This is a genomic window from Acinetobacter sp. V102_4 (assembly GCF_031799005.1).
GTDB lineage: Bacteria > Pseudomonadota > Gammaproteobacteria > Pseudomonadales > Moraxellaceae > Acinetobacter > Acinetobacter calcoaceticus.
In genome coordinates this window covers 203,528-222,356 of sequence record NZ_JAVQNR010000052.1, presented here as the reverse complement: position 1 = coordinate 222,356, position 18,829 = coordinate 203,528, and the positions used below count along the sequence as shown (strand labels likewise).

Below are 18,829 nucleotides of genomic sequence, written 5' to 3'. Positions count from 1 at the left end.
TAGAATATAAAATGGCATGATCTAAACTAAAACCACCTTGTAGAGCATACAAGGTGGTTTTAGTCGAGTAAGGTTTTTTACGGATGAACCGTTATTATTGTGCTTGAATCCATTTGTCTGCACGGTCACGTGCTGTACGGATTTGTTCTTGAGTTAAGTTCGCCGCTAGAGCAGTTTTCTTACCTTCAGATAAGCTAATCACTTTATTATCGAGCATGCCATCACGAGTTGAAAGCTCATACCACTGGTAAGCACCTACGTAGTTTTTCTTTTGCTCTTCCATCATCGCGAGGTTGTAGCTTGCACGGTTATCACCATTGCTTGCTGCTTTTTCAAAGTATTTACGAGCCATAGACTCATCTTTTCTAACACCAATGCCGTCGGCGTACATACGACCCACGTTCAGTTGTGCTGGTGATAAACCTTGATCAGCTGCTGCTTTAAACCATGCGAAAGCTTGTTTTTCGTCTTTTTCTACATCTTTACCATATTGGTAGTGTGTACCAAGGTAAAATTGCGCGCCTGCTTGACCAGCTTTTGCAGCTTTCTGAAGGTCATTAACCCCCATTGTTGAAAAGCGTGCAGCCTGACTCGCAACCGATTGTGGCTGGGCGATATAATCTGCATGAGCCTGCATACTTAGCAGTCCTGCAAATAGTGTGCTAAATAATGTCTTTTTCATAGTGCACTCACTCGATAAATAGCGACTTCACCAAACAAATTAGGAACATGTTTGCTTAACAGGCTTCCCTGCTGATTTCCATTGACGGCGAGTCGATTAATAATTTGTATCTGATTTTCCGCACAAAGTGCTTCGAAATCTTTAAATGTACATAAATGAATATTGGGGGTGTTATACCACATATATGGTAGAGCATCCGATACAGGCATCATACCTTTTAATGCAAGAAAAGAACGAGTCTTCCAATGCGCAAAGTTTGGAAAAGTAATAATTGCCTGTTTACCCACACGCACCATGTCTCTTAATAAAACATCTGGTGCATCTACAGCTTGCAAAGCCTGTGCCATAACCACATAGTCAAAAGACTGGTCTGCAAAACGGCTCAAACCGAGATTCAAATCTTGTTGAATAATATTTAACCCGCGACTGACGGCAATTGCAATCTTTTCTTGATCAATTTCTAAGCCATAAGCACGAATTTGATGCTTTTGGCTCATATGAGCGAGTAATTCACCATCACCACACCCCAAATCGAGTACGCTTGAGCCTGGTTTAATCCACTTTTCTGCCAGTTGTTGATCAATACGCATTAGCTTGCCTCCAGTGACGTCGATTTTAAGAGTTCTTCACCGCCTAAGAAAGCGCGCATTGTTTTTACATACAATGGAATCGGGAATAAGAACGAGTCATGTCCTTGTTCCGCATCAATATCGAGGTAACTTACTGGCTTATGATTGGTAATGAGTGCATCAACAATCTCTTGAGAGCGACTTGGTGTAAAACGCCAATCTGTTGTAAAAGAAACAATCAGGAACTGACATTTTGTTTTACCCATCGCGTCTGTTAACGAGTGGTTGTATTCACGTGATGGATCAAAATAATCCAATGCTTTGGTCATGATGAGATAAGTATTGGCATCAAAGTTACGGCTAAATTGCTCGCCTTGGTAACGAAGATAGCTTTCAACCTGAAACTCGACATCAAAACCGTACATAAATTTGCCAGATTTTAAATCACGGCCAAATTTTTGTTTCATGGCTTCTTCAGAGAGATAGGTGATATGACCTACCATTCGGGCCAAAATCAGGCCGCGTTTCGGGTAGCTATCATTTTCCAAATAACGACCATGATGGAAGTCTGGATCAGACAAGATAGACTGGCGTGCAACCTCATTAAAGGCAATATTTTGTGCTGAAAGCTTTGGCGCACTGGCAATGATGACACATTTTTGTAAGCGGTCAGGATAGTCAACCGACCATTGTAGTGCCTGCATGCCCCCTAAAGAGCCACCAATAACGGCATACCAAATATTTACACCCAACCGGTCAGAAAGCATGGCTTGAGTTTTCACCCAGTCACGTACCGTTACTAATGGGAAATCTGGTCCATAAGGGCGATTATCATTTTCAGGATTTGGGGAAGTTGGGCCAGTTGAGCCATTACACCCACCAATATTATTTAGCGAAACTACAAAAAACTTATTTGTGTCGATTGCTTTACCCGGGCCAATACAACTATCCCACCAGCCAGCTTTTTTATCATCTTCGTGGTGATAGCCCGCTGCATGATGATGTCCAGATAAGGCATGACAGATTAAAATGGCATTTGATTTATCTGCATTTAAAGTGCCGTAAGTTTCGACCATTAATTCAAAACGTGGCAAAACACGGTCACATTCAAGATGTAATGGTTCTTCAAATTGGAACTTTTGCGGAGTGACTAACCCCACTGAATCAGCTGGAAAAGACACGGGAACATTTCGCCTTTTAAATCTTTCAGGAATAAAAAGAAAGGATACCAAGCTAGGTATCCTTTCCAAAGTCTTTTTTTTAATTAAACAGCAGCAGCAACAACCTGATCTGTACTTAAAACGCCTTGATCAATCAATCGGTTAGTACATGCAATAATTGCTTCAATTGATGAGGTGACTGTATTGTCATGAACACCTGCACCAAATGAACCTCTGCCTGTACCTTTGACTTGAAGTTCAATTAAGGTTAACGCTTTCGCATTTGCACCTGAGCTAATACTGCGTTCTTCATAGTTCAATACGTCAATTGGTAACTGAAGCGCATTTAAGAATGCAGAAATCGGTCCGTTACCTTCACCACGAAGTTGTTGTGTTTCACCTTCGACATCAACATCAAGTTCGATGATTTGAGTACCATTAATGTCAGATAATCTGTAGTTTTTGACTGTGTAATGATGGTTTTTCACATCAACATACGTGTCTTTAAATAAGGTCCAGATTTCTTTTGCATTAATTTCTGTACCATTATCATCAGCATATTGTTGAACAACCTGACTGAACTCGATTTGTAAACGACGAGGTAACACAACGTTGTAGTTCGCTTCTAATAAGTAAGCGATACCGCCTTTACCAGACTGGCTGTTTACACGAATAACTGCATCGTAGTCGCGGCCCAAATCTTTCGGATCGATTGGCAAGTAAGGCATATCCCAGATTTCTTCGTTTTTCTGGTACTCGAAGCCTTTTTTGATTGCATCCTGATGTGAACCAGAGAATGCAGTAAATACCAAGTCGCCTGCATATGGGTGACGAGGGTGTACCGGTAAGCCAGTACATTCTTCAACCGTTGCAATTACTTCATTAATGTTAGAGAAATCTAACTCTGGCGCTACACCTTGGGTATACATGTTCAATGCAATCGCTGCAACGTCAACGTTACCTGTACGTTCGCCATTACCAAACACACAACCTTCAACACGGTCAGCACCTGCCATAATTGCAAGTTCTGATGCAGCAATACCACAGCCGCGGTCATTGTGGCAGTGAACAGAAATAATTACACCATCACGACGTGCCAAATTACGATGCATCCATTCAATTTGGTCTGCATAAACATTTGGCGTAGAAACCTCTACAGTGGCTGGTAAGTTTAAAATAACTTTATGGTCAGGACGTGCATCCCAAATTTCTGTGACGGCATCACAGACATCTTTAGCGACTTCTAATTCTGTTGCAGAGAAACACTCTGGGCTGTACTGAAAAATCCAGTCAGTTTGAGGATATTGCGCAGCATACTCTTTAACTTTTTGAGCCGCATTAATTGCTAACTGTTTTGCGCCATTAACATCTACATTCAACACCTTTTGACGGAAGGTTGGAGAATTAGAGTTATAAATATGCACAATCGCACGTTTAGCACCTGCTAAAGATTCAAAAGTACGTTCAATTAAATGATCACGTGCCTGAACTAAAACTTCAATGTATACGTCATCCGGAATATGATTTTCTTCAATCAACATACGGGTAAAATCGAAGTCGATTTGAGATGCAGAAGGGAAGCCGATTTCAATATGTTTGAAACCGATTTTTACAAGCATTTTGAACATTTTGAATTTTTGTTCCATATCCATTGGTTCAAAAATTGCTTGGTTACCGTCACGTAAATCGGTGCTCATCCAGATTGGCGCTTTTGTAATTTCGTTATTTGGCCATTGGCGATCTGGTAAATCCACTCGTTGGTACATACGGCGGTATTTTTTGCTTGGGTCAGCCAACATCATGAGAAAACTCCTTGTCTCGTAGCGCGGTTGCTCTGGATATATTTAAAAGGCAACGTCTCTACGGTTATATATGGTATCTAATTGAGAAAAATTAAAGGTAATTTCGAAGTGCTGCTTTAAAAAAGCAGACAAAATATTTATACGCGCGCGTGGCGCAGCATCAGGAGTTGCAGATGATGTCTTGCTTGAGTAGGCTGGGCAAACAAGTAATTCGTTTTCATCTCTAGACCGTGAAATAATAAGTTTGGTGGTTTGCTAATATGTTTATCATTTAGATATATCACATCTAAACAATGATTACACGTTGTGCAAAATTCTTATAATAATTTTAATCTCGGAAATTAGAAAATAATTTTCTAATTTTGCGCTACTTTCTAATTTGTGGGAAATATTTTTCGTTATTTCGCTTTATTGAGGGAAAAAATATTGCATCATCTCAATAAGGCAAAAATAAATGTAGTTACAGTTCTGACCACATGCGAATTAAGTTGTGGTAAATGTTGGTGAGTTTCATAACTTCAGAATAACTATCACCGTGTGTCTTACGTAGTGCTCTGATACTTTCATCTAAATTAAATAGAAGGTGTCGCTTACTATCATCACGCACCAGACTTTGAACCCAGAAAAAAGAAGCAAATCGAGTACCTGATGTAATACTACTTACCTCATGTAAGCTAGTAGAAGGGTAGAGTACGACATCGCCTGCTGGTAATTTGACTTCGTGATAACCATAAGTATCTTCAATAACCAGATCACCACCTTCATATTCATCCGGTTCACTTAAAAATAATGTACAAGATAAATCGGTACGAATTTGCTCAGAAGTACCACGGATAAGACGAATTGAGTTATCTACATGGAAGCCAAAGCTTTCATGTTCATCATATCGATTAAAAAGTGGTGGAATAATTTTGTGAGGTAGGGCTGCGGCCTGAAACACAGGATTTTGCCAAATTGCTTTGATGACAATATCACTTAAATGATGTGTAAGTGGATCTTGTTCAGAGAGTTGCTGATTTCTTTTAACTGAAGCAGATAGAGTGCCAGCAGTAACTTTTCCTCCCACCCAATTCGCTTCTTTCATGAGTTTACGAAACTCGGCAACTTGCTCTTTGCTTAAAACATTAGGGATATGATGAATCACAGCAAACACCTTTAAATAGATATTTCATTTATAAAAATAGCCTCGTGATGAGGCTATCTTATATGAACTTTAATTAATGCCATAAATAAATTATGGAATTTAAACTTAGTACTTAAAGTTAATTGCTAACACTGCGTTACGGCCATTACCTTCAAATGCATAGTGGGCTGCATGTGCACTCGTGAAATAGCGCTTATCAGAGATATTATTAATATTAAGCTGTAAATTCACATTCTTGTTCACATCATATTTAGCCATCGCATTATAAATAGTATAGGTTGGCAAGTATTTTGGAGCAGTCGTGTTTACAAATACTTGATCGCGGTATTCAACACCAGCACCTAAAGTCAATTGAGGCATTACTCTGTAAGTAGACCATAAAGTAGCGCTGTTTTTAGCTACGAATGGAAGAGGTTTACCTTCTTGAGCAACTGCGTTGTAAGCTGCTTCCGTGATTTCGCTATCTAAATAGCTATAACCTGTCGATACATCCCATTTGTCAGTAATCTTTCCGTTCAAGCTGATTTCAAATCCATCAACTTTACTTTTACCAGCGTTAGCAGTTGTTGTAGGGTCGATTTGGATACGTGTATTTTGCTTTTCAGTACGGAAGATCGCAGCAGTTAAGTTTGCTCGATTATTGAACAGGTCCCATTTTGTTCCAAGTTCAAAAGTACGAGCTTCTTCTGGTTTTAGATCATTTGCACTCGCACTTGCGCTACCTGAGTCGCTAATAGAATCTGAACCTGTATCACCTTCAGCGAGCACACCTACAGGGTTCGCTGACGTTGCGTAGCTTAAATAAATACTGCCATCTTCTGTTGGTTTAAAAACTAAACCAGCTTGGTAAGAGAAGTAATCTGTATCACTTTCTAATTTATCACCAGCTTTATGAGGTGTACGTCCACCTACGTCCTTATTGTATTTTTTCTCAGTTTCAAATTTATCCCAACGAACACCTAGGTTAAGTAACCATTGTGGATTAAATTCAATACTGTCTAAAGCGTAGATTCCTACATTATGACTACGAGTGGTCGATTGTGCTGTAATAGATCCACGTTTATCGGTGAATGCACCGTTTCCTGGATTATTTAAACTCGTACACCAGCCATTTGCTACAGCAGCAGCTGAAGTACAGTTTTGAATATTGCTGTCTAAAATAGTCGATGTAGTTTCACCAGCAGCATTGGTAAAGGTATATACGCCTTGGTCAGTTTCTTGGAAGCTCCATTCAGTACCGACATTAAAAGAATGTTTTAATGAACCAGTATTGAATTTACCTCTCAAAGAAAGTTGATCACTATACGCATCACTATCCAATATACGGCTTAAAGCACGGCGAGCGATTGTACCTCTGTAAATGTTACCCTTCGAGTCATCAGCATTGGTGTAAACATAGTCAGATTTAGATTTATTGTAAGTCGCTACATTCGACAAGGTAAGATTTTCATTAAAGTCATGTTCTAATTTAAACGTACCAATATGGTTTTCACGTTTATCAAAGTCACGAGCTTTCCAGCCATAGTAAGTACCCGCTTTTACATCAACGGGCTTACCGTTACCAGGAGTTACAGTAACTCCAGCAGGAGGAGTAGTCGGATTTGCATTGTTAAATGGAATACCCGCATCTGGTTCATCATTACTGCGTAAATAGTAGTAGCTAAGTGTTCCACGAGTTGCTGTATCTAGGCCAAATGCAAGGCTTGAGGCAATACCAGCACGAGCATATTCAGCGCCGTTACTCTGACCAGCTTTTTCATTTTCATGGCCCATGATAACAACACGACCAGCAATTCCGTTACCAAAGTCTTTGTTGGCATCAAGTTGGATATGGCGATAGTTGTCAGTACCACCTTGAACACTACCTTGGTAAACGTCACCTTCATGAGCAACTTTAGGGATTAAGTTGATACTTCCACCAACGCTACCACCGCCACCAAGAGCAGAAGACGAGCCCTTAATCACTTCAACTTGTTCAATGGCAAACATATCGCGGCTTTGTGACGTTGTATTGCGAACACCATCAACATAAATAGAAGACTGTCCACTATAACCACGAATGTAAGGCATATCTGTAAATGGTGTACCGCCTTCACCTGCACCTAAAGTAATGCCTGGTTCATAACGTAAAGCTTCGAGTAGGGTATTCGAGTTTGTATCTTTAATTAATTTTTGAGAAAGAATAGAGACCGATTTTGGCGTGTCTTTGAGGGGAGCCACGAATTTAGAGTTTGCAGACTGGTCTACTTTTAAAGATTCTTCTTGAGTCGCTTGAGTATGAATCGTTGGTAATTGTGAAATTGCTTCTTGTGCCATGGCTGTTGTTGCAATCATTGATAGCGATGAAGCTATCGCAGAAGAAACAATTTTTTTACGTGTTCTAATCAAAGACATGACTTCAGGACTCTAAAACTAAAAGGTTATGCGAATAATAATAATTCTTATTTATATGTACAGTTTGTGTTAATTGGATTTGCCAATTGGATTGTGAAGATGAAGTGGATGATTGAATAGGTAATTGTACTTTTATGTAGCTAATCTACTGATTCTTAGTAATTGTTTGTAAAAACGATTAAAATTAGATTTTGATTGTAATTTTAGATTTATGAAGAATAACTAAAAAATTAGTTTTACTTAAGACTTTATGAAAAATATTTAAAGAATCATAAAATTACTGTGAAATTTACGAGAATAACGACCTTCATTTAAATGAAGTGGTCGGTTAATTTTGTATATCTTGAAAGTTGTCATATAATACAGCACTTTTAAAAAAACTGTTCCTACTCACTAATTTTTATCGAGGAAGCCATGCAAGTAACGACTGAAGCGGTTTCGGGCGTTGCCCGTCGTTTAAATGTTTCTGTACCGACGAGCCGTATTAACGAGCAATTTGAAGCTCGTTTGAAGCGCACTGCCAAAACTGTGAAGATCAACGGCTTCCGTCCAGGTAAAGTACCTGAAAACGTTGTTCGTCGCGAATACGGTGCGGGCATTTATCAAGAAGTTGTAAATGACATCATTCGTGATAGCGTTTTTGAAGCAATTCAACAAGAAAAAATCAATGCGGTAGGAATGCCGAACATTGATAAAGTTGAACATAAAGAAGATGCTTTAGTTTTTGAAGCGACTGTAGAAGTTTATCCAGAAGTTACAGTACAAGCATTTGACGGTTTAGAAGTTGAACGTAAAACAGCTGAAATTAAAGATGCTGACGTTGACGCTATGATCGAAAACTTGCAAAAACAACGTCAAACTTGGGCTGTTACCAAGGGCATGGCGAAAAAAGACATGCAAGTGACTTTTGACTTTGAAGGCACTATCGATGGTGAGAAGTTTGAAGGCGGTTCTGCTGAAGACTTTAAACTTGTGTTAGGTTCAGGTCGTATGATTCCTGGCTTCGAAGACGGCATCATCGGTATGAAAGCTGGCGAAGAGAAAGTAATTGATGTTACTTTCCCTGAAGACTACCAAGCTGAAAACTTGGCTGGTAAAGCAGCTCAGTTCAAAATCACTGTGAAGCAAGTTGAAAAATCAAAACTTCCAGAAATTGATGCTGAATTCTTGAAAATCTTCGGTGTAACTGAAGAAGAAGGCGTTGAGAAGTTAAAAGCTGACGTTCGCAAGAATATGGAACGTGAAGTTCGCAATGGTTTACGTAACCAAGTTAAACAAGCTGCTTTTGACGCACTTGTTGCTGCGAACGAAGTTGAAGTTCCAACTGCAATGGTTGCTCAAGAAATTGACCGTCAACGTCAACAAATGGTTCAACAATTCACTCAACAGTTCGGTGGTGCAGGGGCGCAATCTTTTGACAAGAGCATGCTTCCTGACGAATTGTTCAAAGAGCAAGCAGAGCGTTCTGTTAAGCTTGGCGTATTGGTGAGCAAAGTTTTAGCTGACGCTAAACTTGAAGTTGATCAAACTCGCGTTGATGCTTACATTGACGACATGGCTTCTTCTTACGAAGATCCAACTGAAGTGATTGAATACTTCAAAAATGATGCTCAACAACGTGCTCAAATCGAAGCAGTTGTATTAGAAGATCAAGTTGTTGATCACATCTTAGCTGCTGCTAAAGTGACTGACAAAGCTGTATCTTACGATGATTTGTTAAAAGAACAACAAGCTCGCCGTATGGGCTAATCTTTTAAAAAGTCAGAAAAAGGCGCTTTAGGCGCCTTTTTTGTTTTTCACTATATGTGGTTAATTTGAGTGCGACATTAAGTACTTAGGTATAAATAATATAATATTTCAGTGCGAACCTTTTGCAATTTGAGAAATTATCCCGCATATTGTTGCCATAGGTTAAGTCACAAAAAATTTAGGAATAAATAACGTATGTATGTTCCAACAATTGAAAATGCTTTAGTTCCTGTTGTGGTTGAACAATCTTCTCGCGGCGAACGTTCTTTTGATATTTATTCACGACTTTTACGTGAGCGCGTCATTTTCTTAACAGGTGAAGTTGAAGACAACATGGCAAATCTGATTGTTGCCCAAATGTTGTTTTTAGAAGCTGAAAACCCTGATAAAGATATCCACCTTTATATCAACTCTCCAGGTGGTTCTGTGACAGCGGGCATGGCTATTTATGACACGATGCAGTTTATTAAACCTGATGTCGTGACATATTGTATGGGTCAAGCTGCGTCAATGGGTGCATTCTTGTTAAATGCTGGTGCTAAAGGCAAACGCTATTGTCTAGAAAATGCTCGTGTCATGATCCATCAACCATTAGGTGGTTTCCGCGGTCAAGCATCGGATATTGAAATTCATGCGCGTGAAATTCTATTTATTAAAGAACGTTTAAACCGCTTAATGGCAGAGCACAGTGGTCAAGACTACGAAACCGTTGCTCGTGATACTGACCGTGATAACTTTATGACAGCACAGTCTGCTAAAGAATATGGTTTGGTTGATCAGGTGTTAAGTAAGCGTCCATAAGGACCTTCTGATGTAAATAACTTGAGATGTTGAAAAAGATCTCCATTTAGTTATTTATGCAGTGCATCTTGCCCTAATATTTAAGATTCTATTTGTGGAGTGAATATGTCCGAACATCCTCAAGGACAAAAACATTGTTCATTTTGCGGTAAAACGCAGTCTGAAGTCGGGAAACTGATTGCAGGTGAGGACGCATATATTTGTAATGAATGTGTGGATGTCTGCTTAGACCTTGTACAAACCAGCCAACAGGTTGAAGCAGGGGACTGGGCGAGTAAGGCATTGCCAAAACCACATGAAATACGTGCTGCGCTTGATCAATATGTGATTGGTCAAGATCTTGCCAAAAAGACGTTATCTGTTGCGGTTTATAACCATTATAAACGCCTAAAAGTTGGTCATAATGGCCATGTGTCTAAAGAAGTAGAAATTGCTAAAAGTAACATTCTACTGATTGGACCTACAGGTTCGGGTAAAACTTTACTTGCGCAAACATTAGCTCGCCTTTTAGATGTTCCATTTGCAATGGCAGATGCAACGACATTAACCGAAGCTGGTTATGTGGGCGAAGATGTTGAAAATATTGTACAAAAACTTTTGCAAAAAGCAGACTACGATGTAGAAAAAGCTCAGAAGGGCATTATCTATATTGACGAAATTGACAAGATTACTCGTAAATCTGAAAACCCGTCAATTACGCGTGATGTTTCTGGTGAAGGTGTACAACAAGCATTGTTAAAAATGATTGAAGGTACAGTGGCTTCTATTCCTCCGCAAGGTGGACGTAAGCATCCGCAGCAAGAGTTTATCCAAATTGACACCTCGAATATCTTGTTTATTTGTGGTGGTGCATTTTCTGGTTTGGAAAAAATTGTACAGCAGCGTCAAGAGAAAGGTGGTATTGGTTTTACAGCTGATGTTAAAAACAAAGATGAAACCAAAAAACTTGCGGAATTGTTCCGTCAAGTTGAGCCAACCGACTTAGTGAAATTTGGTTTAATTCCAGAATTCATCGGTCGTTTACCAGTGATTGCTACACTTGAAGAGTTGGATGAAGAAGCATTAATGCAAATTTTGACTGAGCCAAAAAATGCATTAACTCGCCAGTATCAATATCTTTTCACCATGGAAAATGTTGATCTGATCTTTGAAGATTCTGCATTGCGCGCTATTGCGAAGAAAGCACTTGAACGCAATACGGGTGCGCGTGGTCTACGCTCTATTATGGAGAATGTACTGCTTGAAACCATGTACGATTTACCAAGTCGTACTGACGTTGGGACAGTCATTATTAATGAAGCAGTCATCAATGGTGAAGCAGAGCCTGTTTATAAGGCTGAGCGCCAACCTAAAGAAGCTGTAACACATGAAAGTGTTGCAAAGGCCGATTTAAAGGTTATTGATTCGAAGTCTGCATAGATTTCATTCATCTAAAAAGCATGAATCGCGTGAGTGATTCGTGCTTTTTTTGTTTTCAATTTATGTGGGTGGTGTTAATCTTAAAAATACAAAATACGCATAGTTTTGCGGTGTAAAAAATAAATCAAAAACAAAACGCTTTGAGGGATGCCATGCGTTATTTAATCGTATCTTTGTGCTGTGCCGGACTGTTTGTGGGCTGTCAAAGTTCATCTCATTTAGAAAAAAATACGGGTGAATTGACTGCAACCTTACCTAAAGTCGATGTTGAAAAAGAACCCGGACTATTAGACCAATATCACGTAGGTGGTTTTGCCGTGGGTGGTTGGGTTAATCAAAAATTGGGTCAGACATTTGTTCCGATCAAACCACAAAACGCACAAGCTGCTGTCGTTTATCTCTATCGACCAGATACAAAATGGAATCGTCAGGAAATCGCGGCGATTAATCTGTTTGTAAATGGCAAAAGAATTCCGAGCCTACTACATAACCATTATTATTGGATTGAATTGCCAGCAGGGACTTATCGTCTTTCTGCGAGCCGCCCTTTATTGGGGATTCATTTTCAAGAACCAAAATATATGGATATAACTGTTGAGGCAGGAACGTCTTATTATTTGAAATATGATGAAGAAAATAAAATGGACCGTGGTGAACACACTGGCCCATTTATGTTAATGCAAGATAATATTGGCCGTAGAGAAATTGCCTTTACCGAGTTGAAATCTTCAAGCTACAACTTTGTAGCAGAAGATGCTTCAGGCAAGATTCGACATAAACCACAAGAATTAAAACCTGCCAAATATGATGAAAAATCAGATGTACATCTGATTAAACCATTTAAATTATGGAATCCTTTAACTTGGTAATGACTTGCAAAAGATAAAGAAAAGTTAAGACTTTTCTTTATCTTTCATCAATGGCGCAATAATTTTAAGCATCTCTTCTTGCATATGATCTCGTGCTTTAGGGTCATTAAAGGTCTGCTGTCCCAACTCCATCATATATTCTGAAATTTGCCCCATAATCTGCACGTTTTTACGTGTAATCGATTGGCCTTCTGGGGTTTTTAAAAATTTAAGATTCGCTTGAATCTCTTCTTCAGAATATGTCTTTAAATAAATGTCTTGTAAGGCTTGGGCAGTTTTAGGATTGCTGATGAGTTGATTGCTTGAATCTTTCAATAGTAAACCGAGCTTTTTGGCGGCCTCTTTTTCTTTTGGACCTAAAGTTTTGATACCCGTGATATTACTAACGATCTGTTCTGCCTGTTGATCATAATAAGGCGTTAATTCATTAATTGATTCTTTAAGTAGGTAATCAATTTGGCTCATTTGCATGAGTTCTTTAACTGAACTTAATTTGGCAGGAGAAGCAAATAAGCTTGTCGTAATACAGCTTAAGCAGAGGCTGATTGAAAGATTTTTAAGAATAGGGCGAATAGTCATGAAATGACCTATATTCAATATATGGCGAGAGAGTGCATTTATTAATAGCACAGATTGAAGAAGTAATTGTTACAATTCTTTTCAGATTTTAAAATAAAAAAGAATGCATAAAAAAAGCACCGAATTCGGTGCTTTTCTTGATTAGCCTGCCGCAGCGTCGACTACTGGAATTTTTCCAATTTTCGCTTGCCAGATTTTTGGAGCAATTGCATGAATTGATGTACCGTTTACATCAACTGCAACAGAAACAGGCATATCTTCAACTACGAATTTGTAGATTGCTTCCATACCTAAGTCTGCAAACGCAACAACTTCAGCTTCGCGAACAGCTTTAGATACAAGGTAAGCTGCACCGCCAACTGCCATTAAGTAAGTTGCTTTGTTGTCTTTGATTGCTTCAATCGCTGTAGGACCACGATCAGCTTTACCGATCATGCCAAACAAGCCTGTATGCTCAAGTACTTTACGTGTGAATTTATCCATACGTGTTGCAGTTGTAGGACCAGCAGGACCAACGACTTCATCACCCACTGGATCAACTGGGCCAACGTAGTAAATAAATTTACCTTTTAGATCAACTGGTAATTCTTCACCATTGTCGATCATTTCAACCATACGTTTGTGAGCAGCATCACGACCTGTGTACATTGTTCCGCTAAGAAGTAATGTATCACCTGGTTTCCAAGAATCCATTTCTTCTTGAGTAATGGTATCAAGGTTTACACGTTTAGACTTTGAAGAATCCCAAGTTACAGATGGGTAATCTTCAAGTTTTGGTGCGTGAATATGAGCTACACCTGAACCATCAAGCTGGAAGTGAGCATGACGAGTAGCAGCACAGTTAGGAATCATACCTACTGGTTTACCAGCAGCGTGACATGGGTAATCTTTAATTTTAATATCAAGAACAGTGGTTAAACCGCCAAGACCTTGTGCACCAATACCAAGTGCGTTTACTTTTTCAAAGATTTCGATACGAAGTTCTTCGATTTTGTTCGCTGGTCCACGACGAAGTAACTCGTCCATGTTGATTTCTTCCATGAGCGCTTCTTTAGCAAGCATCATGGCTTTTTCAGCAGTACCACCAATACCAATACCGAGCATACCTGGAGGACACCAGCCTGCACCCATTGTTGGTACAGTTTTAAGTACCCAATCAACAATCGAGTCAGATGGGTTAAGCATCGCAAGTTTAGATTTATTTTCTGAACCGCCACCTTTAGCAGCAACAGTAATATCTACTTTGTTACCCGGAACGAGTTTGTAGTGAATTACAGCAGGGGTATTATCTTTTGTATTTTTACGACCAAATGCAGGGTCTGCAAGTACAGATGCACGAAGAACGTTGCTATTTTCAAGGTAACCTTGGCGAACACCTTCATTTACTGCATCGTCTAAGCTCATTGTTAAATCAAATTTAACATCTAAGCCCACTTCAAGGAAAACGTTAACAATACCAGTATCTTGGCAAATTGGACGATGACCTTCCGCACACATGCGAGAGTTAATTAAAATCTGTGCAATTGCATCCTTTGCAGCTTGGTTTTCTTCGCGATCATAAGCACGACTCATCGCTTGGATGAAGTCTTGCGGGTGATAGTACGAAATAAACTGTAGGGCGTCCTTGATTGATGTAATCAAGTCATCTTGTTTGATAATCGTTGTCATACCAAAAAATCTCTTGAGCGGGCTGTTAGCTAGCGGGCTAAATTATATGACAAAAAGATAGTTTTGTGGGAGATTGGTTGATCTTTTGACCGAAAGTCGCATAAGACTATATAGGGGGCATTTAAATGTCAGAGATAGGAAATTATTTATTTTGAAGCGATTAAAATAAAAAAAGCCATTTGAGCGGACATCAAATGGCGAGAGGTAGAAGCGGATCAAATTATTAGTTATTTAGCAGCAGCTTGCTGTTCAGCCTGAATTGCCGTTAATGCAATGGTAAACACGATGTCATCTACCAATGCTCCGCGAGACAAGTCATTTACAGGTTTGTTTAGACCTTGCAACATTGGTCCAACGCTCACTACATTTGCAGCACGTTGTACTGCTTTATAAGTCGTGTTACCCGTATTTAAGTCAGGGAAAATAAATACATTGGCACGACCTGCAACTCGCGATTCTGGTGCTTTTTGGCGTCCAACGCTTTCAACTGAAGCTGCATCGTATTGAAGTGGACCATCAATAAGTAAATCAGGGCGACGTTGCTGAGCAATTTGAGTTGCTTGTTGTACCTTCTCAACATCTGCACCTGTTCCAGATGTTCCAGTTGAATAACTGATCATGGCAATACGTGGGTCAATTCCAAAAGCTTTAGCCGAGTCAGCAGACTGAATCGCAATTTCAGCCAGTTGTTCTGCGGTAGGGTCTGGGTTAATTGCACAGTCACCATATACATAAACTTCATCTGGTAAAAGCATGAAGAAGATTGATGAAACCAGTGAATAATCTGGCGCTGTTTTGATGAGCTGGAAAGCTGGGCGGACCGTATTTGCTGTGGTGTGTACTGCGCCAGAAACTAGGCCATCTACTTCGTCTAAAGCTAACATCATTGTACCGAGCACTACGGTGTCTTGAAGTTGTTCTTTGGCCTGAAGCTCGTTGAGTTTACCTTTACGCAGCTCGACCATTGGTGCTACATATTGGTCGCGAATGCTATCTGGATCAACAATTGCTAATCCGGCTGGTAATTCAATACCACGGGCTTTTGCAACATCCTGAACTGCCTCTGGTTTTGCCAGTAAAATACAGTCAGCAATGCCACGTGCCTGACAAATTGCCGCAGCTTGAATGGTGCGTGGCTCATCGCCTTCAGGCAGTACAATTCGTTTTTTCGCTGCAATCGATTTTTGCACCAGTTCGTGACGGAAAGCCGATGGCGACAGGCGAGGGGTAGCTGCATTGTTGCTGTGCTGCTTAAGCCATTCGACATCAATATGACTTGAAACAAAACGAGTCACTTGTTCCGCACGTTCAGTATCATCGATGGGAATTTCATTACCAAAGTCAGATAAACGCTGAGCAGTTTCTAATGTATTGAGACGTGTATGTAAAATTGGTAAGCCTTGCTTGATCGCATTTTGGCAAAACTCTAAAAGCTCAGGAGCTGGTGCTTCACGTTCAGTAAGAACCAAGCCAGCGAGTGGAATACCATTGCTGGTCGCCAAACTGCTTGCCAGTAATACGTCTGTACGCTCAGACGCACTAATAATTAGTTCGCCTGCAATAAATTTATTGAGTTCATATTCAATGCTTGACGCAATTAAACTTGAATGCAAAATACGGCGTGTTTTAGCTTCACCTTGATGTACCCATTGCCCATCAATCACATTCGCAATATCTAGGGTTCTAGGTACGCTCAGCGTATTACTAAATGGAACTAAACCAATAATAGGTAAGTCACTAGAACCAAAATAACGGTTATATTTTTGCAGTTCGGCCGTAAATTTTGCGATGTCTTCAGTCGGACGTAACGATGGATCAAACGCAACAGGAATTTGTGCTGTTTCTTCGGTTAATCCACGGGTACGCATAAAGAGTACACCTGCAGTACGATTTGACGCTGCACCGCCAAACTGACGTAAATGAGCATCTACTTTTTCTGCGGCTTTTTTCGGGTTTTGAATATCTGCTGTACTAACCAATACGACTTCTGCATCAAGTGCTTGTGCAAGACTCGCGTTAAGTTCACTTGCGAAGTGGTCTTGTCCGTTTGGTAATAAGCCTTCCACAATAATGACATCATGGTCTGCTGCAACACTGCGATGTAGGCTTACAGCTTCTTCAAGTAATTCATCCACTTCCCCAGCGGCAATAAGCTGAGTTAATTTTTCATGCGAAATAGATTGAACAGTTTTACCTTGAAATAAATGACCAAATAATGAAGTTGTTCGGTCAAGATGCTCTTGGTCTTCTTGAGAAAATGGTTTTAAAAAGCCTGCTTTAATCCCGTTGCAATCAAGTGCGTAAATCATGCCTAGGCAGGCAGAGGTTAAACCAACCCCTTCACCTGTAGGAATCAATAAAATTGTATTCATATAAACCTATAAATAAATGAATATCGAGTTTTCGCTAAGATCTGATTAAGCAAGGCTCGCTACAGATGCTGTAGTTCCTGCTGCTTCAACAACTTGACGGGTTTCTTTGGCAATACGGCCTTCTTCGTCTGTTGGAATGACCCAAATTTGTGGACCTGTTCCATTATCGATTCGGCCTTCAGTGCCACGTTTTAAGTTGTTGTTTTGATCTTTGTCGAGCTGCAAACCAAAATGAGGTAAATACGCTAAAGTTTTTTCACGAATATATGCCGAGTTTTCACCAATACCACCTGTGAAAATGAGGCCGTCTAAAGTTGGTAAACCACAGCTTAACGCAGCAAGTGATTTTGCAAGGCGATAACTAAACACTTCAATTGCAAGGCAAGCATCTTCATTACCAATTTCTGCCGCTTCAATGACTGTACGCATGTCATTAGACAATTGCGATAAGCCAAGTAAGCCACTTTCGTTATTTAAAACCTTATCAATTTTAGCCAAATCCCAACCGAGGTTTTTCGCAAGGAAGCTATGTAGGCTTGGGTCGACATCACCACTACGAGTTCCCATTACCACACCTTCAAGTGGAGTAAGGCCCATAGAAGTATCAACACTTTGTCCGTTCCATACTGCACAAGTTGAACTGCCGTTTCCTAGATGTGCTGTTAACCAACCACCTTTTTTCAGATTGCCTGCAAGTTCACTTGCTCGGTCAGACACATAGGCATGGCTTGTACCATGAAAGCCATAACGACGGACGTTATGTTCGGTATATAAGAACTTAGGAATTGCATAACGGTAGGCATGCGGTGGCATGGTTTGATGGAATGCTGTGTCGAAGACTGCAACTTGAGGCAATTCAGGAAATAGGCGTACGGTTGCGTCAATACCGATTAAATGTGCTGGGTTGTGAAGAGGAGCCAAAGGGGTCGCAGCGCGAATACGCTCAATAATTTCAGGAGTGAGTAATTCGGCTTTAGTTAAACTACCGCCGTGTACAACACGATGTCCGATTGCCTGTGGTTTATAGTTGGCAAGACGTGCAAGTAGAGTTTCTAAAGCTTTGGCATGATCAGCATAAGGGATAGCAAGTTCAAGTGGTTCACCACCAACTGTCACTCCCTTAATACGAGCATCGGCTGCCCCCAAGTTTTCTGCTAAACCGTAAATACGATCTTCACGACGTTCTGAAACTAGAGCATATTTAATAGATGAAGAGCCGCAATTGATAACTAATACTGATGTAGCCACGTTGAAATACCCACGTCCTGATTTAAAATAGTTTTCCTAACTTCCTGTTCAAAATGTATTATTTTCAGATACAGGTTGAACGGGTTGTCATGTTTTAACATGTGTTGTTTTTCTGTCCAAGATAGACTTTAGCCCATTAGACTTAAGCACTATCGACCATCAAATTATTTGTAACTAATATTTGTTCAGTATAAAGCTTAATCACTGTATTCCTTGTTTTTTTATGCGGAGATAGCTCGGTTTTTTTGTATACATTTATGAAAAATAAGCTTGAATCAAATTTTATTTTAAATGGTGGGTAGTGATTCTTTATTAAGAGGGCAGAAGTCTCTTTAATTAAATTTGAAAAATATATTACAAATAATATACGTAA

General features: G+C 39.8%; 15 protein-coding genes. 4 read left to right on the top strand and 11 right to left on the bottom strand.

The annotated features are described in order from the left end of the window. Window positions 1-94: 94 nt before the first annotated feature. The 6 genes from RMB13_RS19620 to RMB13_RS19595 all read right to left on the bottom strand — a co-directional run bounded on the left by RMB13_RS19620 (window position 95) and on the right by RMB13_RS19595 (window position 7,751). A complete protein-coding gene (locus RMB13_RS19620) occupies window positions 95-682 on the bottom strand; it encodes a tetratricopeptide repeat protein (protein WP_013198993.1) in 588 nt (195 codons plus the stop codon). Continuing rightward, a complete protein-coding gene (metW, locus tag RMB13_RS19615) occupies window positions 679-1,272 on the bottom strand; it encodes a methionine biosynthesis protein MetW (protein WP_001217230.1) in 594 nt (197 codons plus the stop codon). Before metW ends, RMB13_RS19620 begins: the two co-directional genes overlap by 4 nt. Beyond that, window positions 1,272-2,432: a homoserine O-acetyltransferase gene (locus RMB13_RS19610; protein ID WP_004641065.1), complete on the bottom strand. Its 1,161-nt coding sequence runs from the start codon at window positions 2,430-2,432 to the stop codon at window positions 1,272-1,274. The genes metW and RMB13_RS19610 overlap by 1 nt, the downstream gene beginning before the upstream one ends. A gap of 83 nt (window positions 2,433-2,515) precedes the next feature. Continuing rightward, entirely contained in the window at window positions 2,516-4,213 is a 1,698-nt protein-coding gene (leuA, locus tag RMB13_RS19605; RefSeq protein ID WP_004641067.1) for a 2-isopropylmalate synthase, read from the bottom strand. Between the two features lie 460 nt (window positions 4,214-4,673). After that, on the bottom strand, window positions 4,674-5,357 hold the full coding sequence (locus RMB13_RS19600; RefSeq protein WP_205469917.1) for a Fe2+-dependent dioxygenase: 684 nt from the start codon (window positions 5,355-5,357) through the stop codon (window positions 4,674-4,676). A 105-nt stretch (window positions 5,358-5,462) separates the two neighbouring features. Continuing rightward, complete coding sequence (locus tag RMB13_RS19595; protein ID WP_017391299.1) at window positions 5,463-7,751, bottom strand: TonB-dependent siderophore receptor; 2,289 nt, start codon at window positions 7,749-7,751, stop codon at window positions 5,463-5,465. Window positions 7,752-8,165: 414 nt separating this feature from the next. On the opposite strand from RMB13_RS19595, the gene tig reads away from it, so the two are divergent. The 4 genes from tig (at window position 8,166) to RMB13_RS19575 (ending at window position 12,589) form a co-directional block, all read left to right on the top strand. Further along, window positions 8,166-9,500 (top strand): trigger factor, encoded by a 1,335-nt coding sequence (tig, locus tag RMB13_RS19590; protein WP_005036955.1) that lies wholly within the window; start codon window positions 8,166-8,168, stop codon window positions 9,498-9,500. Between the two features lie 195 nt (window positions 9,501-9,695). Next, window positions 9,696-10,301 (top strand): ATP-dependent Clp endopeptidase proteolytic subunit ClpP, encoded by a 606-nt coding sequence (gene clpP / locus RMB13_RS19585; RefSeq protein WP_003654845.1) that lies wholly within the window; start codon window positions 9,696-9,698, stop codon window positions 10,299-10,301. A 105-nt stretch (window positions 10,302-10,406) separates the two neighbouring features. After that, window positions 10,407-11,720: an ATP-dependent Clp protease ATP-binding subunit ClpX gene (gene clpX / locus RMB13_RS19580; RefSeq protein WP_198079040.1), complete on the top strand. Its 1,314-nt coding sequence runs from the start codon at window positions 10,407-10,409 to the stop codon at window positions 11,718-11,720. Window positions 11,721-11,872: 152 nt separating this feature from the next. Then, a complete protein-coding gene (locus RMB13_RS19575) occupies window positions 11,873-12,589 on the top strand; it encodes a DUF2846 domain-containing protein (protein ID WP_005036950.1) in 717 nt (238 codons plus the stop codon). A gap of 24 nt (window positions 12,590-12,613) precedes the next feature. Here RMB13_RS19575 and RMB13_RS19570 read toward each other — a convergent pair whose 3' ends face one another. From RMB13_RS19570 to RMB13_RS19550, 5 genes are all read right to left on the bottom strand, one after another. After that, a complete protein-coding gene (locus RMB13_RS19570; RefSeq protein ID WP_003654848.1) occupies window positions 12,614-13,168 on the bottom strand; it encodes a DUF2059 domain-containing protein in 555 nt (184 codons plus the stop codon). A gap of 141 nt (window positions 13,169-13,309) precedes the next feature. Then, complete coding sequence (locus RMB13_RS19565; RefSeq protein ID WP_311086125.1) at window positions 13,310-14,836, bottom strand: fumarate hydratase; 1,527 nt, start codon at window positions 14,834-14,836, stop codon at window positions 13,310-13,312. Window positions 14,837-15,063: 227 nt separating this feature from the next. Continuing rightward, window positions 15,064-17,208 carry a phosphate acetyltransferase gene (gene pta, locus RMB13_RS19560; protein ID WP_311086124.1) on the bottom strand — a complete coding sequence of 715 codons (2,145 nt, stop codon included), beginning with the start codon at window positions 17,206-17,208 and terminating at the stop codon, window positions 15,064-15,066. Window positions 17,209-17,253: 45 nt separating this feature from the next. Then, complete coding sequence (locus RMB13_RS19555) at window positions 17,254-18,456, bottom strand: acetate/propionate family kinase (protein WP_017391295.1); 1,203 nt, start codon at window positions 18,454-18,456, stop codon at window positions 17,254-17,256. Then, window positions 18,438-18,557 (bottom strand): hypothetical protein, encoded by a 120-nt coding sequence (locus RMB13_RS19550; RefSeq protein ID WP_080026271.1) that lies wholly within the window; start codon window positions 18,555-18,557, stop codon window positions 18,438-18,440. The genes RMB13_RS19555 and RMB13_RS19550 overlap by 19 nt, the downstream gene beginning before the upstream one ends. Between the last annotated feature and the right edge of the window lie 272 nt (window positions 18,558-18,829).

Bases quoted from the DNA above. Each gene is read 5' to 3' on its own strand.
- RMB13_RS19620 (WP_013198993.1), bottom strand. From the start codon at position 682: ATGAAAAAGACATTATTTAGCACACTATTTGCAGGACTGCTAAGTATG.
- metW (WP_001217230.1), bottom strand. From the start codon at position 1,272: ATGCGTATTGATCAACAACTGGCAGAAAAGTGGATTAAACCAGGCTCA.
- leuA (WP_004641067.1), bottom strand. From the start codon at position 4,213: ATGATGTTGGCTGACCCAAGCAAAAAATACCGCCGTATGTACCAACGA.
- RMB13_RS19595 (WP_017391299.1), bottom strand. From the start codon at position 7,751: ATGTCTTTGATTAGAACACGTAAAAAAATTGTTTCTTCTGCGATAGCT.
- tig (WP_005036955.1), top strand. From the start codon at position 8,166: ATGCAAGTAACGACTGAAGCGGTTTCGGGCGTTGCCCGTCGTTTAAAT.
- clpP (WP_003654845.1), top strand. From the start codon at position 9,696: ATGTATGTTCCAACAATTGAAAATGCTTTAGTTCCTGTTGTGGTTGAA.
- clpX (WP_198079040.1), top strand. From the start codon at position 10,407: ATGTCCGAACATCCTCAAGGACAAAAACATTGTTCATTTTGCGGTAAA.
- RMB13_RS19575 (WP_005036950.1), top strand. From the start codon at position 11,873: ATGCGTTATTTAATCGTATCTTTGTGCTGTGCCGGACTGTTTGTGGGC.
- RMB13_RS19570 (WP_003654848.1), bottom strand. From the start codon at position 13,168: ATGACTATTCGCCCTATTCTTAAAAATCTTTCAATCAGCCTCTGCTTA.
- RMB13_RS19565 (WP_311086125.1), bottom strand. From the start codon at position 14,836: ATGACAACGATTATCAAACAAGATGACTTGATTACATCAATCAAGGAC.
- pta (WP_311086124.1), bottom strand. From the start codon at position 17,208: ATGAATACAATTTTATTGATTCCTACAGGTGAAGGGGTTGGTTTAACC.
- RMB13_RS19550 (WP_080026271.1), bottom strand. From the start codon at position 18,557: ATGTTAAAACATGACAACCCGTTCAACCTGTATCTGAAAATAATACAT.